Source organism: Actinopolymorpha sp. B17G11 (genome assembly GCF_040196095.1).
Classification (GTDB): domain Bacteria; phylum Actinomycetota; class Actinomycetes; order Propionibacteriales; family Actinopolymorphaceae; genus Thermasporomyces.
In genome coordinates, this window is the sequence record NZ_JBEFTW010000015.1 from 16,475 (window position 1) to 32,182 (window position 15,708).

Below are 15,708 nucleotides of genomic sequence, written 5' to 3' on the forward strand. Positions count from 1 at the left end.
TCACACAGCAACGCGGTCACACAGCAACGCGGTCACACGGCAACGCGGCACAGCCATAGACGGGGACATGTCCACGCCCGGCACCACTCCACTCAGCAGGAGGCCCGCCATGCACCGCCCCGCACCCCGCTGGCTCCACGCTCCCACCATCGTCGTCGCGGCGTTGCTGACCGCGACCCTCACCCTTGCCGGCTGCTCCGGCGACAGCCTCAACCCACTCGCCGGCTCGTCAGCCGGACGGTCGTCGGCGGACGGAGGCGCAGGCGCGGCGGCGCCGGAGGAGGCCGCCCTCCAGGACTCTGGTGGCGGCGACACCGACGCCTCTGCCACGAAGCCGAGCGACGGCCAGGTGGGCAGGTCCAGCAATCCCGCCCGGGCGGAGCTGGAGGTCCGGTCGATCATTCGTACGGCCGAACTGCTCGTACGCACGAAGGATGTCCAGGCGGCGGCCGACCGGACCGAAAGCCTCGTGACGGCCACCGACGGCTACGTCGCGAACCAGCAGAGCTCGATGTCGCCCGTCGACCTGCCGAGTGACACCGGGCGCGACACCGAACAACTCCGCAGCATCCACCTGGTCGTCCGGGTGCCGGTCGACGACTTCGACCGCATCGCCGACGAGATCAAGGGACTCGGCACGGTCCTCGCCGACAAGCGGGACGCCAACGACGTCACCGAGGAGGTCGTCGATGTCGAGAGCCGGGTCGCCAGCCAGAAGAAGAGCATCCAGCGGTTGCGTTCCCTGCTAGGCGAGGCCAAGACAGTCGGAGAAGTGATCCAGGTCGAGGGTGAGCTGGCCACTCGGGAAGCGGAGCTGGAGTCACTGCAGAGCCGGTTCGCGACGTTGAGTTCACAGGCCGCGCTGTCGACGATCCAGGTCACGTTCGAGGCGCCGCTGGCGAAGGCCGCACCGCCTGAGGAGAAGGACAGCGGGTTCCTGGTCGGGCTGCGGGGCGGGTGGAACGCGTTCGTCGCCGTGCTCGAAGGACTGCTGACGGCGTTCGGCGCGGTGCTGCCCTTCGCCCTCACGCTCGCGCTCGTGGCCGGGCTGCCGGCCTGGCTGGTGTGGCGGGCGAGGTCCCACCGGTCCGACTCAGCAACGTCACAGGCAGAATCCCCCGCCCCCACGGTCTCGACGTCGGCGAGCTGAGCGCTGCGCGCCCCAGCCGGCTACCGACGCACCGACTCGGTGTGGACGAGGTCCACCAGCCGGGTGAGGACGTCGGGGTCGGTCTGGGGCAGGACGCCGTGTCCGAGGTTGAAGATGTGTCCGGGCGCCTGCCGTCCGGCGGCGAGGATGCTCCGGGTCTTGTCCGCGATGACGTCCCAGGGCGCGAAGACCAGGGCGGGGTCGAGGTTGCCCTGGACGACCTTGCCGGGCACCCGGCGGATCGCCCTTTCGAGGGGAACCCGCCAGTCGACGCCGACGACGTCCGCGCCCGCCGAGGCCAGCAAACCAAGCAGTTCGCCGGTGTTGACACCGAAGTGGATCCGCGGCACGCCGAGCTGGCCGACCTCCTCGAGGATGGCCTTGGAGTGGGGCCATACGTAGGCCTCGTAGTCGTCCGGTGCGAGCGAGCCGGCCCAGGAGTCGAACAGCTGAACCGCCGACGCGCCGGCCTCGACCAGGACCCGCAGGAAGGCGGCGGCGATCCCCGCCAGGCGGCCGAGGAGGTCGTTCCACAGCCTGGGATCGGCGTGCATCAGGGCCTTGGTGGCCGCGTGGTCCCGGCTGGGTCCGCCCTCGACGAGGTACGACGCGAGCGTGTACGGCGCACCGGCGAAGCCGATGAGTGGTGTCGGCCCGAGGGCGCTGACCAGCTCCCGTACCGCCTGCGTGACATACGGGACGTCTGCCGCCTCGAGCGGACGGAGCGGGTCGAGGTCGGCGCGGGTACGGATGGGCTTCGCAACCACCGGGCCCACGCCGGGAACGATGTCGAGGTCGACGCCGATCGCCTTGAGCGGGACCACGATGTCGGAGTAGAGGATCGCGGCGTCCACCCCGTAGCGCCGGACCGGCTGCAGGGTGATCTCGGCGACGAGTTCGGGTCGGGAGCACGCCTCGAGCATCGGGATGCCGTCACGGACAGCGTGGTACTCCGGCAGGGCCCGACCTGCCTGGCGCATGAACCACACCGGCGTGTGCGGGACGGGCTCACCGCGGCAGGCCCTCAGGAACGCCGAGTCGTTCAGGCTGGACGGGGAGAGATCCATGACATCGCGGGGATCGATCGTCGTGTCCACAAGGTGGCAAGCCTAGTTGACTGACGGACGACGCCAGCGAGTGGTACGGATGGGATCAGCTTGGCGATCTGCCGTCGGTCGACGCCGGACCCCGAGTGCGATGCCGAACCGTGATCCCGGTGTGATACGGACTGAGGCATGCCTCTCGGAACCGTTCCGCCGCCCCGGTTTGCACCGGAATGCGCCGTTCCTCGCCGGGATTGCCGGCGCGTCGTGCGACGACTCGCGGGGGTAGGCGGACGTAGTCTCTCGGGCGTGGCCGCTCGCAGGGAATCGAATGATCCGCCCGAGGTGTTCCAACGGGCCGTGAGCGAGCTGCGTTCCGCGCGGCTGCGCCCGGAGGTCGTCAGTGAGGAGATCCCGGCGCCACAGCGGGTCGCGCCATTTTCCGCCGCGGTGAGCGCCGACGTCGTGATCGACGACCACGAGCTCGCCACCGGCCGGCTGGTCCTGCTGCATGACCCCGAGGGGCACGACGCCTGGCAGGGCACGTTCCGCTGCGTCGCCTACGTACGCGCGGAGATCGAGGCGGAGATGGTCACCGATCCGTTGTTGGGAGCGGTCGGCTGGTCCTGGCTCACCGAGGCCCTGGAAGCGGAGGGTGCCTCCTTCCTCGCGCCGAGCGGCACCGTCACCCGGGTCGCTTCGGAGAGCTTTGGCGGGATGGGCGAGGAACCCGCCCGCGCGGAGATCGAGATCCGCGCCTCCTGGACGCCGCTCGACGGTGCGATCGGCGCACACGCCCAGGCGTGGGGCCTGCTGCTGTGCACCGCCGCCGGCCTGCCGCCCCTGCCGGCTGGCGTCGCAAGCATCCCGGACCGGCGGGTGAAGAACCGGTGACCGACTCCGCCGCTGTCGCCAACGCGCCGGCCGACGAGCCCGCGCCGCTCCTGACCCCGACCGACGGCCTGCCTCCGGTCGTCGAGTCAGCCGAGGCTCTGGCCGAGACCGTCCGGGCATTCGCCGCGGGAACCGGTCCGGTCGCCATCGACGCCGAGCGGGCGTCCGGCTACCGCTACTCCCATCGGGCCTACCTTGTCCAGCTCCGCCGTGAGGGCGCGGGGACGGCACTGATCGACCCCACCCGGTGCCCTGATCTCTCCGAACTCGACGCCGCCCTCGCCGACACCGAGTGGGTACTGCACGCAGCGAGCCAGGACCTGCCCTGCCTCACCGAGATCGGGCTTTCGCCGCGGGCGCTGTTCGACACCGAACTCGCCGGCCGGCTGCTGTCGTTCCCCAAGGTCGGCTTGGGCGCGATGGTCGAGGACCTGCTGGGTTACCGCCTGGAAAAAGGGCACTCCGCCGTCGACTGGTCGACCCGTCCCCTGCCGGAACCCTGGCTGGTCTATGCCGCGCTCGACGTCGAGCTCCTGGTGGATCTGCGCGACCGGTTGGCCGACCAGCTCGACCGGGACGGCAAGCGGGAGTGGGCGACGCAGGAGTTCGCGGCCCTCATGGCCCAGCCGCCTCGGGAGTCCCGTCGCGATCCCTGGCGCCGCACGTCGGGCATCCACCGCGTCCGCAACCGGCGTGAGCTGGCGTATGTCCGTGCGCTGTGGCTCGCCCGCGACCAGACCGCGAAGCGTCGCGACCTGTCGCCAGGGCGCGTGTTGAGCGACCAGTCGATCATCGCCGCCGCCAGCACCCGACCGACGAGCCGGAACCAGCTCGCCCGATTGCCGGGCTTCGACACGCGCACCACCCGGCGTGACCTCGACCTGTGGTGGTCGGCGGTCCAACAGGCCCAGCAGGTGCCCGACCGCGATCTCCCCGAGCACACCGCTCCGTACGACGGACCGCCGCCGGCGCGCGCCTGGGCCGACCGTGACCCCTCCGCCGCCGCTCGGCTCACCGCGTGCCGGACCTCCCTGCACGAACTCGCAGGGGCGCACAAAGTGCCGGTGGAGAATCTCCTCGCCCCTGACGCCGTGCGCCGGCTGGCGTGGGATCCCCCGGTCGAACCCACGCAGGCGGCCGTCGCGGATGCGCTCATCGCGCGCGGGGCCAGGCGCTGGCAGGTCGAGCTGACCGCCGAGCGGCTCGCGTCGGCGCTCGCCGACCACCACCCCGGCTCGTCCTGACCGCACGAGGCGGACCGGCCGGCGAGCTGCGCAACCTCCCGAGCGCAAATGCCGCCGTACGACCGGTGACCTTGGGCCCCTCGCCACCGGCCCGGCCGTGGACGCACGATGGAAACGGGCATGCCGCGGGCGTGGCGAAGGGAAGTGACCCCGATGTCGGATTTCGTCGACCCGACGTTCTACCGGACGCCGGATGCCGCCATCTCGGCTCCCCGCGAGGAGCTGGCCTACATCGCCGCCTTCGATCCCACCGGGCTGCAGCGCGACGCCATGACGGTGGTCGACTGCGCGCCGGCTTCGTCGTCGTATGGCGAGGTGGTCGGGCGGTCCGAGCTGCCGACTGCGGGCAACGAGCTCCACCACTTCGGCTGGAACGCCTGCTCCAGTGCGCTGTGCCACGAGGGGCACACCGGGACCCTCGAGCGCCGCTACCTGATCGTGCCGGGGTTGCGGTCCTCCCGTACGTACATCCTCGACACGAAGCCGGACCCGCGACACCCGCGCGTCGTGCGCACGATCGAGGCGGACGAACTCGCTCGGAAGGCCGGTTACTCCCGTCCGCACACGGTGCACTGTGGCCCGGGCGGCATCTTCATGTCGAACCTCGGCGGCGCCAACGGGCCCGGGGGCGCCGAAGGACCCGGTGGGGTGGCACTGCTCGACCACGACACGTTCGACGTGATCGGGCCCTGGGAGACCGACCGGGGCGGCCAGTTCCTCGCGTACGACTTCTGGTGGCACCTCGCCCACGACACGATGGTCACCTCGGAGTGGGCCACTCCCTCGATGATCGAGAACGGGTTGAACCCCGAGGACCTGCTCGGCCGCCGGTTCGGTCACCACGTCGACTTCTGGAGCCTGTCGGAAGGTCGCCTCACCCAGCGGATCGACCTGGGTGACGAGCACCAGATGGTGCTGGAGCTGCGTCCGGCGCATGATCCGCGGCAGACGTGGGGTTTCGCCGGTGTCGTTGTCAGCGTCGCCGACCTGTCCGCCTCGGTCTGGCTGTGGCAGCGCGACGGCGACCGGTGGACCGCGGACAAGGTCCTCAGCATTCCCGCGGAGGTTGCCCTGCCGGAGGAGTTGCCGCCCGCGCTCCGGCGGTTCGGCGCGGTGCCGCCGTTCGTCACCGACATCGACCTGTCCGTCGACGACCGCTGGCTCTACGTGTCGTGCTGGGGAACGGGCGAACTGAAGCAGTACGACGTGCGCGATCCGCGGCATCCGCGGGAGACAGGCTCGATCCGGCTGGGCGGCGTCGCTCGTCGTCGGGCGCATCCGGCCCGACCGGACCTGCCACTCGCCGGTGCCCCGCAGATGGTCGAGATCAGCCGGGATGGACGTCGGGTCTATGTGACGAACTCGTTGTACGCCGCGTGGGACGACGTGCTGTACCCCGAAGGCGTGGGCGCCTGGGCGGCGAAGTTCGACGCGGACCCGGAGCGTGGCGGGCTGACGATCGATCCCGAGTTCTTCCCGCACGGGGACGACTTCGGCGGGTTGCGGATCCATCAGGTACGCCTGCAGGGCGGCGACGCCTCCAGTGACTCCTACTGCTTCACCTCGTGACTGCTTCACCTCGTGACTGCTTCACCTCGTGATCCGGGTCGGCGTCGGGTTCCTGTCCCGCGCCGCCTGGACACGGGCGGCGCCTTCGCTCGGCGGCCGCAAAACACCTCGGCTGATCGGGCGAATCGGTCGCGCAACCTTGTTACCAGCGAGTAGCATCGGTGGGTAGGTGGCGCATCTGCCGGCGAAAAATCGAGGAGGGCTACCGTGCCCCGAGAGCTCCGCGATGTCGTCTTTGTCGACGGCGTACGCACTCCATTCGGCAAGGCGGGCGGGATGTACGCCGAGACCCGCGCCGACGACCTGGTGATCAAGTGCATCCGCGAGTTGCTGCGCCGCAACCCTCGCCTGCCGGCCGACCGGATCGATGACGTGGCGATCGCGGCGACGACGCAGACCGGTGACCAGGGCCTCACCATCGGCCGGACCGCGGCGCTGCTCGCCGGCCTCCCCCGGACCGTCCCCGGCTACGCGATCGACCGGATGTGCGCCGGCGCCATGACCGCCGTGACGACCACCGCGTCGGGTATCGCGTTCGGTGCGTACGACCTGGTGATCGCGGGCGGCGTTGAGCACATGGGACACCATCCGATGGGCGAGGGCGTCGATCCCAACCCCCGCATCATCGCCGAGAAGCTGGTCGACCCGTCCGCGCTGGTGATGGGCCAGACAGCCGAGAACCTCCACGATCGCTTTCCAGGGCTGAGCAAGGAGCGTGCCGACGCGTTCGCGGCCGCGAGTCAGCAGCGGCTCGCCAAGGCGTACGCGGACGGCGTGATCCAGCGCGACCTCGTGTCGGTCGCCACCCGGAGCACGGAGTCCGGGTGGGGTCTCGCCACAGCCGACGAGCCGCCCCGGCCCGACACCACGGCGGAGGGGCTCGCCACGCTGCGTACGCCGTTCCGCCCGCACGGTCGGGTCACGGCCGGGAACGCGGCCGGCCTCAACGACGGCGCCACGGCGTGTGTCCTCGCCGCCGAGGAGGTGGCGAAGGAGCTCGGGCTGACGCCGAAGATGCGGCTGGTGTCGTACGCCTTCGTGGGTGTCGAGCCCGAGGTCATGGGGGTCGGGCCGATTCCCGCCACCGAGAAGGTGCTCGGCAAGGCGGGGTTGACGATGGACGACATCGGGCTGATCGAGATCAACGAGGCGTTCGCCGTGCAGGTGCTGGCCTTTGCCGAGCACTTCGGCCTTGCCGACGACGACCCGCGGATCAACCCCTATGGCGGCGCCATCGCGGTCGGGCATCCACTCGCGTCCAGCGGCGTACGGCTGATGCTGCAACTGGCCCGGGCGTTCGAGGACCGGCCGGATGTGCGGTACGGCCTGACGACGCTCTGCGTGGGTATCGGCATGGGCGGCAGCGTGATCTGGGAGAACCCCCACTGGGAGGGTGCACAGTGAGCAAGGACACGGGTACGAACGCCGTGGTCGGCAGCGAGGTCTTCCCGGACGAGGTGGTGACGCACGCCTACGTGCGGGACGTCGAGATGCCGCACGGCGCCGGGACGATGGCCCTCATCACGCTCGACAACGGGCTCGACCACACCCGACCGAACTCGTTCGGACCGCAAGGGCTGGCCGAGCTCGACGCGGCCATCGACGCGGTGATCGACCGCGAGGACGTGGCGGCGATCGGTCTCACAGGCAAACCGTTCATCCTTGCGGCCGGGGCCGATCTCACCGGAATGCCACGGATCACCCATCGCCGGCAGGCGCTGGAGATCGCGCGGTACGGGCACGAGGTGTTCGGCAAGCTCGATGACGGCCGCAAGCCGTCGTTCGGGTTCATCAACGGCCTCGCCCTCGGTGGTGGCCTCGAGCTCCCCCTGAACTGCACCTACCGCACGGTGATCGCGAGCGCGCCCGCCGTCGCGTTCCCCGAGTGTTTCCTCGGCATCCTGCCGGCGTGGGGTGGCACCTGGCTCCTGCCCAACCTTGTCGGCGCCGACCGCGCGGTGAAGATCATCATCGAGAACGCGCTCAACACCAACCGGATGATGCGCGGCCCCGAGATCCAGCCCGCAGGGCTTGCCGACGCCACGTTCGAGGGTGCGGACTTCCTGGAGCGGTCCATCGACTGGGCGGCACAGGTCCTCACCGGTCGGATCACGGTCGAACGCGATCCCGTCGACCGCGGCGACGCGTGGGATGCCGCGGTGGCGCGGGGCCGTGCGTTCGTGGACGCGAAGCTGCACGGGGCCGCGCCTGCTCCGGTCCGGGCGCTCGACATCATCGCCGCGGCGAAGACGTGTACGAAGGCGGAAGGCTTCGCTCTGGAGGACGAGGCGCTCGCCGACCTTCTCATGACCGACGAGCTGCGTGCGGGGCTCTATGCGTTCGACCTGGTGCAACGGCGGGCGAAGAAGCCGGTGGGCGTACCCGACAAGGCGCTGGCGCGGCCGGTCACCAAAGTCGGCATCGTGGGTGCGGGGTTGATGGCGAGCCAGCTGGCGCTGCTGTTCGCGCGCCGCCTGCTCGTGCCCGTGGTGCTCACCGACCTCGACGACGAGCGGGTGGAGAAGGGCCTGTCCTACGTACGAGGTGAGGTCGACAAGCTCGCCGCCAAGGGGCGCGTCAACGCTGATCTGGCGAACCGGATCAAGGGTCTCGTGACCGGATCGACGGACAAGGGTGTCTACGCCGACTGTTCGTTCGTCCTCGAGGCAGTCTTTGAGGAGATGAAGCTCAAGCAGCAGGTGTTCGCCGAGCTGGAGGGGATCGTCCCGCCGGAGTGCGTGCTCGCGACGAACACCTCGTCGTTGTCGGTCAGCACCATGGCCTCGAAGCTGACCCACCCGGAGCGGGTCGTCGGTTTCCACTTCTTCAACCCGGTGGCGATCCTGCCTCTGCTGGAAGTCGTCCGCGGCGAACGCACCGACGACGCCAGCCTCGCCACGGCGTTCGCGGTCGCGAAGGGCCTGAAGAAGAACGCGATCCTGGTCAAGGACGCACCGGCGTTCGTTGTCAACCGGATCTTGACACGGTTCATGGGCGAGGTGACGAAGTGCCTCGACGAGGGGACGCCGGCCGAGGTCGCCGACCGGGCGTTGCTCTCGCTGGGATTGCCGATGGCGCCGTTCGTCCTGCTCCAGCTGGTCGGTCCGGCGGTGGCCCTGCACGTGGCGGAGACGTTGCACGAGGCGTTCCCGGACCGGTTCTACGTCTCACCCAACCTGCAACGGTTGGTGGCGGCGAACAAGCCCGGGCTGTGGTCGTGGAACGAGAACGGGCAACCCTACCTCGACGACGACACCCGTGCGCTGCTCGATGTCGGTGACGCCCCCTCCAGCGAGGACGAGGTGCGTGAGCGTGCCCTGGCGGCGATCGCCGACGAGGTGCGCCGACTCCTCGACGACGGCGTCGTCGCTGAGTCGCAGGACGTCGACCTCGCGTTGATCCTGGGTGCGGGGTGGCCGTTCCACCTCGGAGGCGTCACGCCGTACCTCGACCGCAGCGGCGTCGCCGAACGCGTGACCGGGAAGCGGTTCCTGCCCAAGGGAGTCGCGAGCCTCCCGACATAGGTCGCCATGCGGGATCCGGGTCGGTTGTCCCTGCGCTCCCGCGCGGCTCACCTAACCCGGCGTTGACGAGCTGGGCGGGCCGCCCGTGTCGACCGGCTCCGTGGCGGTCGCGAGCCGGGAGTGGCGCCGGCCGTAGCCGAAGTAGATCACGAACCCGACCAGCATCCACACCAGGAACCGCAGCCAGGTCTCGATGGCGAGGTTGAGCATCAGGTAGGCGCACACAACGACCGACAGGATCGGGATCAGCGGGACGAACGGCGTCCGGAACGCCCGCGGCAGGTCGGGCCGGTTCGCCCGGAGCACCGGGACCGCGATGCTCACCAGGATGAACGCCGCCAGCGTCCCGATGTTCACGAGTTCCGCCAGCACGGTGATCGAGGTGAACGTCGCCAGAACCGCGGCCGCGACACCGACGACGATGGTCACGACGTACGGCGTCCGGAACTTCGGGTGCACCTTCGCGAAGAAGCCCGGCAACAGGCCGTCGCGCGCCATCGCGAACCCGACCCTGGTCTGGCCGAGTAGCAGGATCATCACCACGACGGTGATGCCGACGGCGGCCGCGACGGCGATGATCCGCCCGAGGGCGGGCGCGCCGGCGTTCACCAGTGCCGTCGCGAGCGGGGCCGCGTCCTCCGGATCGATCCGCGCGTAGTTCTGGATGCCGGTCAGCACGAGACTCACCGCGACGTACAACACCGTGCAGATGGCCAGGGATCCGATGATGCCGCGCGGCATGTCCCGCTGGGGATCCCGCGCCTCCTCGGCCGTCGTCGCCACGACGTCGAAACCGATGAACGCGAAGAAGACGACGGCCGCGCCGCTCGCGACGCCGGCCCAGCCGAACATCGCCGGCTCGACCCCGAACATCGCCTGGATCAGTGGTTGTGTCAGACCGGTCCCGCCCTCGGTCGGCTTGCTCGACGGTACGAACGGAGCAAGGTTGCTGGCCTTGACCATGAAAACGCCGACCACGACGAACAACAGCGCGGCGCCCACCTTGACGGCCACCGCGATCTGGTTGATCCGGCTCGACAGCTTGATGCCGGCCACCAGGACCCCGGTGAGGGCGAGGATCAGGAGCCCGGCCGGAAGGTTCATCACCCCGTCGGTGGTGTTCGCGACCGCCGTGGGGATCTGCAGCGGTGTGCCACGCAGCGCGGTCGCGAGGTATCCCGACCACCCACCCGCCACCGCCGCCGCGGCGACGAAGAACTCGAGGATGAGGTCCCAGCCGATCAGCCAGGCGATCAGCTCGCCCAGTGCGGCGTAGGAGAAGGTGTACGCCGAACCGGCCACCGGCACGGCAGAGGCGAACTCGGCATAGCACAGGGCGGCGAGGCCGCACGCGACCGCCGCGAGGACGAACGACAGTGCGACGGCGGGACCTGCGTAGGACGCCGCCGCCGTTCCGGTGAGCACGAACAGCCCACCGCCGATCGTCACTCCGACTCCGAACACGGTGAGGTCGAGAGCTCCGAGACTCTTGCTCAGACGATGCTCCGGCTCCAGCGTGTCGGAGATCGCCCCTTCCACCGGCTTGGTGCGCAGCAGCTTCATGGCGCCACGCGTGCCCCGGCATCACAGCAACGAAACGAAACCGGAGAGTAATCGATCAGCCACCGGCTACGGGCGATCGGCTGCGGGACGATCAGCTACGGGCAGCTGGGGACTCAGCTACGGGGCAGCGGATCGGGATCGCCGCTCGCGAGGGTCGCACCGTCGAGCTGGGCCACGCGTTCCACGATGGCCCGGGCAAGGTCTTGGGCGCCCAGCCCGAACTCCGCCAGCAGGCTGGCACGTTTGTCGTGCTCGGGGAACCGCTGCGGGATCCCGACCACCTGCAGCGGCGTGCTGATGCCGGCGTCGGCGAGGGCGAGGCCGAGAGCCGCTCCACAGCCTCCGACCCGCCCGCTGTCCTCGACGGACACGACCAGCCGGTGCTGGGAGGCGAGACGCACGAGGCCCGGATCGACCGGTTTCACCCATCTCGGGTCGACCACGGTCACCCCGATCCCCTGCTCGCTGAGCCGGCTGGCGACCTCCAGGCAGGTCGTGGCCATCGCGCCGACCGCGACGAGCAGGACGTCCCGCTCCCCCTCGCGGACCAGGACGTCGCAACCGCCCGGATCGTCCACGTCGGGGTCAACAGCGTCGATCGCGCCGATTGCGGGGATGTCGTCTGCCACCGGACCCTTCGGGAACCGGATGACGGTCGGACCGTCGTCGACCGCCACCGCCTCGCGCAGCAGGTCGCGCAACCGAGCGCCGTCCCGCGGTGCCGCGACCCGGAGCCCCGGCACCACCTGCAGGATGGACAGGTCCCACATGCCGTTGTGGCTTGGCCCGTCGTCGCCGGTCACCCCGGACCTGTCGAGGACGAACGTCGCCGCGCAGTTGTGCAGGGCCACGTCGAGCAGCATCTGGTCGAACGCACGGTTGAAGAACGTCGAGTAGATCGCGACGACCGGGTGCATGCCGCCGAGGGCCAGCCCCGCCGCCGAGGTCACGGCATGCTGCTCGGCGATCCCGACATCCACGAACCGATCGGGATATTCCTGGGCGAACGCATCCAGCCCGGTGGGACCCTGCATGGCCGCCGTGATCGCCACAAGGTCCGACCGCTCCCGGCCGAGGGCGAGCAGCTCGTCGCTGAAGACCTTCGTCCAGGTACCGGTCGGATCAGTGCGGATCTGGTGCAGGCAGTCCTCCTCGTCCTGCTCGGCAAGGTCATAGCCGGCGCCCTTGCGGGTGACGCAGTGCACGAGGACGGGTCCGCCGAACCGCTTCGCCTGGTCGAGCGCGGACTCGATCGCCACCCGGTCATGCCCGTCGATCGGTCCGACGTACTTCAGGCCGAGGTCCTCGAACAACCCCTGGGGCGCCAGGACGTCCTTCAGGCCGCGCTTGACCCCGTGCAGGACGTCGTACACCGGCGTACCCACCAGCGGCGTCCGACCGAGGGAGCGCTTCACCAGCTCGAGGACCTGTTCGTAGCGGGGGTTGGTCCGCAGCGCGTTGAGGTGCTGGGCGAGGCCACCCACCGTCGGCCGGTAGGACCGGCGCCTCGTTGTCGTTGACCACGATCACCAGGCGCCGGTCCTTCGCGGCCGCGATGTTGTTGAGCGCCTCCCAGGCCATCCCGCCCGTCAGCGCCCCGTCACCGACGATGGCCACGACGTAGCGGTCCTCGCCCTTGAGCTGGTACGCCCGGGCTAGGCCGTCGGCGTAGGACAGGGAGGTCGACGCGTGGGAGTTCTCGATCACGTCGTGCGGCGACTCCGCCTGGCTCGGGTAACCCGAGAGCCCACCCTTTTGCCGCAGCAGGTCGAAACCGGCCTGCCTGCCGGTCACGATCTTGTGGACGTACGCCTGATGGCCCACGTCGAAGAGGATCTTGTCCCGCGGCGAGTCGAACGTCCGGTGGACCGCGAGGGTGAGCTCCACGATGCCGAGGTTGGGCCCGAGGTGGCCGGAGCGGGACACCTTGGTCACGAGGAAGTCGCGGATCTCCCGGGCCAGGTCGACGAGCTGCTGCTCGGAGAGGCCGGACAGGTCGGAAGGCTCCCGTACCTTCTCGAGCAGGCTCATTGCCAGATCCCTCCTTGCAGGTCGGCCACGCGAAGGACTCGCCGTGCACGGTCCGCCCGACGGCTCGTCGCGGACCGTTCGCTCGAGTCTAGATTGCCCTCCGGCTGATCCTGGGACGCCGTGGCCAGGTGTGGGGTTGGCCACGTTGGTGACCATCACCGGCTCCGGCCGACTCAAACGAGTTGCGGGCGCTCCAGTTCGTTACCGTCACCGGGCATCGCCGGAGTGAGGATCTCGGCCGGCCGGCCCTGCCGGATCTCCAACTGCTCGACGGCCAGGACGAGCGCCCCGAGGACTTCGGCGCGCTCTCCCGTCTCGGCGGCCACCACCGGCGTCGACGCCACCGAGCACACGGCGTAGCGGGGCATCGCGGCCCGGAGCGGGTCGAGGAAGACGTCGCCGGCCGCGGCCAGGTCACCGCCGACCACGACCCGTTCGGGGTTGACCACATTGCACAGGTTGGCCGCGACGAAGCCGATGTGCCGGGCCGCGTCGGCGATGACCCGCCGGCAGCCGCCGTCGCCCTCGACAGCCCTGGCCACGAGGTCCTCGATCGTGTGCAGGTCGGGATGGCTGTGCCGGATGAGCTCGAGGAGGTACGGCGCGCCGACCAGCGTCTCGAGACACCCCCGGTTGCCGCACGAACACACCGGACCGGTCTCGTCGATTGTCAGGTGGCCGATCTCCCCGGCCGAGCCGCCGAACCCGTGGTAGACGTACCCGTCGACGACCAGACCCGCGCCGAGTCCCGTCGCTGCCTTGACGTACGCAAGATTGGCGACCCCGCGCCCGGCGCCGAAGTACAGCTCACCACGGGCACCCAGGTTGGCGTCGTTGTCGGCGAAGACGGGTACGTCGAGGCGCTGCGCGAGATCGCGCACCGGATCGACGGCCTCCCAGCCGGGCAGGATCGGCCACGAGCCGAGGGTTCCGCCGCCGGGTGGCAACGGGGCCGGCAGCCCCACTCCCGCGGCCCTGATCTTCGTCCGGTCCTCGCCGATGTCGTCGAGCAGCTCGACCAGGAGCTTCTCGGCGGCGGCGAATGCCACGGCCGCCGAGGCCCCGACGTCGCAGGAGTGGCGGCGGCCGGACCGGATCGCGAACCGCAGGTCGGCGACGGCCACGCGGATGTGCCGGTGTCCGAAGTCGAGGCCGACGACGAGGCCCTCCTCGCAGCGGATCCGGACCTCCTGCGCCCGCCGGCCCCCGCGGATACCCGGGGAGACCTCGACGGTTCCGGCGTCACCGAGCTGGTGGACGATGTTGGAGACCGACGCCGGTGACAGTCCGGTGAGGCGGGCGATCTCGGCTTGGCTGAGTACGCCGTGTGCCCGGACCGTTGCCAGCACCCGGCGGATGTTCGCCGCCCGAAGCGACGCCTGGGAACCCGGCCGTAGCGTCACGCGCCAAAGACAACCCGTGCGCAACCTGATCGTCAAGCCCTGGAACGACACCCACGGTGCCGTGTTCAGCGGACCGCAGATGTTCAGCATCTTTCTCCGCGGTTACTCCATGACGAAGAGTGACCGAACGGAGGCCCGGATCTGGCTGCGGACCGTGGGGCTGCGCGAGTCCGTACGCTCTGGACTCATGGACGGCTGTGCGTTCTGCGCGATCGCCGATGGAGCCCCCGCGCACCGGGTGCTCGACGAACCGGAACTCCTCGCGTTCCTCGACGTCCGGCCGGTGTTCAAGGGACACGTCCTGCTGATCCCCCGCGACCACGTGGACACGCTGCTCGATCTGCCCGACGCGTTGCGCGACCCGTTCTTCCGTGCTGTGCAACGGCTTGCGGCAGCGATGGAGAACGGCCTCGGCTCACAGGGATCGTTCGTCGCGGTCAACAACAGGGTCAGCCAGAGCGTCCCGCACCTGCACGCCCATGTGATTCCCCGGACCAGAGGCGACGGGCTGCGTGGCTTCCTGTGGCCGCGCCGGAAGTACGCCGACGACGCCGAGGCGGCCGACTATGCCGCGCGGGTGCGTGCGGCGTTGTGAGGCGTACAACCTGGGTAGCGGCCAGCCGCAGCGGCGTCGAAGATCGGATCCGCTGTGCCGCACTGTTCCCTCCCGATGGCGGGACCGGCATACTAGCCGGCGGCATGTTCACAAGGTGGACGTCGTACGCCCGGGGGGGCCTAGGGTGCGAGGGTCTACCGCCACGGGGCCAGTCGTCATCGGTTCAGGAGGTCCGATCATGACAGACATCCGCCCACGGGCAGCCGTCCTCGCAACCATCGGTGCCCTCGCCGTCGCCGCGAGTGCCTACTTCGACTGGTTGGACGGTCGTTCCCCGGACCAGATACCAGTGCAGCAGCTTCTGCTCCAACCAGATCCGGCGGCGACCGCGGCGTCCTACTACCAGTCCATGGCTACCCCGCTGGTGGTGGTCGGCGCCATCGGCGTCCTTGCGACTCTGTTCCTGTCCCGCGCTCTGCTGTGGGTGACGTTCCTGCTCGCCCTCGCCACGCTGGGCCTCTGGGTCACGACCGTCGTCCTCGAAGTCGCACCCGGCGAACTCTCCATCGCAGACATCCAGCCGGGCGCCTGGATCAATCTCGGGGCGGTCATCCTGATCCTCATCGGCGCCGCCGCGCTGCGCGGACGAGGTGATGAGGACCTGGATGAGGAGGACGAGTTCGAGACGCCACCGTTGACCCGCCAGCTGTCGGTCGACGACGGGCCGTGAC

At 70.0% G+C, this 15,708-nt stretch carries 11 protein-coding genes and 1 pseudogene; 8 read left to right on the forward strand and 4 right to left on the reverse strand.

What is annotated here, in order from left to right:
- Nucleotides 1–109: 109 nt before the first annotated feature.
- Nucleotides 110–1,150 (forward strand): DUF4349 domain-containing protein, encoded by a 1,041-nt coding sequence (locus ABN028_RS16815; RefSeq protein WP_349697224.1) that lies wholly within the window; start codon nucleotides 110–112, stop codon nucleotides 1,148–1,150.
- A gap of 20 nt (nucleotides 1,151–1,170) precedes the next feature.
- Here the strand turns inward: ABN028_RS16815 and hemE are convergent, their stop codons facing one another.
- Entirely contained in the window at nucleotides 1,171–2,217 is a 1,047-nt protein-coding gene (gene hemE / locus ABN028_RS16820) for a uroporphyrinogen decarboxylase (protein ID WP_349330778.1), read from the reverse strand.
- Between the two features lie 285 nt (nucleotides 2,218–2,502).
- Here hemE and ABN028_RS16825 point away from each other — a divergent pair, with 285 nt between their 5' ends.
- The 5 genes from ABN028_RS16825 (at nucleotide 2,503) to ABN028_RS16845 (ending at nucleotide 9,424) form a co-directional block, all read left to right on the forward strand.
- The gene (locus tag ABN028_RS16825) at nucleotides 2,503–3,087 is read left to right on the forward strand and encodes a DUF3000 domain-containing protein (RefSeq protein ID WP_349330711.1); all 585 of its coding nucleotides are present in this window, start codon (nucleotides 2,503–2,505) and stop codon (nucleotides 3,085–3,087) included.
- On the forward strand, nucleotides 3,084–4,331 hold the full coding sequence (locus ABN028_RS16830; protein ID WP_349330712.1) for an HRDC domain-containing protein: 1,248 nt from the start codon (nucleotides 3,084–3,086) through the stop codon (nucleotides 4,329–4,331). Before ABN028_RS16825 ends, ABN028_RS16830 begins: the two co-directional genes overlap by 4 nt.
- A gap of 153 nt (nucleotides 4,332–4,484) precedes the next feature.
- A complete protein-coding gene (locus ABN028_RS16835) occupies nucleotides 4,485–5,900 on the forward strand; it encodes a selenium-binding protein SBP56-related protein (RefSeq protein ID WP_349697225.1) in 1,416 nt (471 codons plus the stop codon).
- 207 nt (nucleotides 5,901–6,107) lie between these two features.
- Nucleotides 6,108–7,304, forward strand: coding sequence for a thiolase family protein (locus tag ABN028_RS16840; protein WP_349689038.1), 1,197 nt, complete (start codon nucleotides 6,108–6,110; stop codon nucleotides 7,302–7,304).
- Nucleotides 7,301–9,424, forward strand: a complete 2,124-nt coding sequence (locus tag ABN028_RS16845; RefSeq protein ID WP_349697226.1) for a 3-hydroxyacyl-CoA dehydrogenase NAD-binding domain-containing protein — start codon at nucleotides 7,301–7,303, stop codon at nucleotides 9,422–9,424. Before ABN028_RS16840 ends, ABN028_RS16845 begins: the two co-directional genes overlap by 4 nt.
- Nucleotides 9,425–9,475: 51 nt before the next feature.
- On the opposite strand, the gene ABN028_RS16850 is transcribed toward ABN028_RS16845, so the two are convergent.
- The 3 genes and pseudogenes from ABN028_RS16850 to ABN028_RS16860 all read right to left on the reverse strand — a co-directional run bounded on the left by ABN028_RS16850 (nucleotide 9,476) and on the right by ABN028_RS16860 (nucleotide 14,421).
- On the reverse strand, nucleotides 9,476–10,987 hold the full coding sequence (locus tag ABN028_RS16850) for an amino acid permease (protein ID WP_349697227.1): 1,512 nt from the start codon (nucleotides 10,985–10,987) through the stop codon (nucleotides 9,476–9,478).
- Between the two features lie 113 nt (nucleotides 10,988–11,100).
- Nucleotides 11,101–13,018, reverse strand: a pseudogene (gene dxs / locus ABN028_RS16855) (1-deoxy-D-xylulose-5-phosphate synthase).
- A 173-nt stretch (nucleotides 13,019–13,191) separates the two neighbouring features.
- The gene (locus tag ABN028_RS16860) at nucleotides 13,192–14,421 is read right to left on the reverse strand and encodes an ROK family transcriptional regulator (protein WP_349697228.1); all 1,230 of its coding nucleotides are present in this window, start codon (nucleotides 14,419–14,421) and stop codon (nucleotides 13,192–13,194) included.
- Nucleotides 14,422–14,437: 16 nt separating this feature from the next.
- Between ABN028_RS16860 and ABN028_RS16865 the strand changes: the two genes are divergently transcribed.
- Nucleotides 14,438–15,016, forward strand: coding sequence for an HIT family protein (locus tag ABN028_RS16865; RefSeq protein WP_349697229.1), 579 nt, complete (start codon nucleotides 14,438–14,440; stop codon nucleotides 15,014–15,016).
- A gap of 199 nt (nucleotides 15,017–15,215) precedes the next feature.
- On the forward strand, nucleotides 15,216–15,707 hold the full coding sequence (locus tag ABN028_RS16870) for a hypothetical protein (RefSeq protein ID WP_349330720.1): 492 nt from the start codon (nucleotides 15,216–15,218) through the stop codon (nucleotides 15,705–15,707).
- The last annotated feature ends 1 nt before the right edge of the window (nucleotide 15,708 follow it).

Bases quoted from the DNA above. Each gene is read 5' to 3' on its own strand.
- ABN028_RS16815 (WP_349697224.1), top strand. From the start codon at position 110: ATGCACCGCCCCGCACCCCGCTGGCTCCACGCTCCCACCATCGTCGTC.
- hemE (WP_349330778.1), bottom strand. From the start codon at position 2,217: ATGGATCTCTCCCCGTCCAGCCTGAACGACTCGGCGTTCCTGAGGGCC.
- ABN028_RS16835 (WP_349697225.1), top strand. From the start codon at position 4,485: ATGTCGGATTTCGTCGACCCGACGTTCTACCGGACGCCGGATGCCGCC.
- ABN028_RS16850 (WP_349697227.1), bottom strand. From the start codon at position 10,987: ATGAAGCTGCTGCGCACCAAGCCGGTGGAAGGGGCGATCTCCGACACG.
- ABN028_RS16870 (WP_349330720.1), top strand. From the start codon at position 15,216: ATGACAGACATCCGCCCACGGGCAGCCGTCCTCGCAACCATCGGTGCC.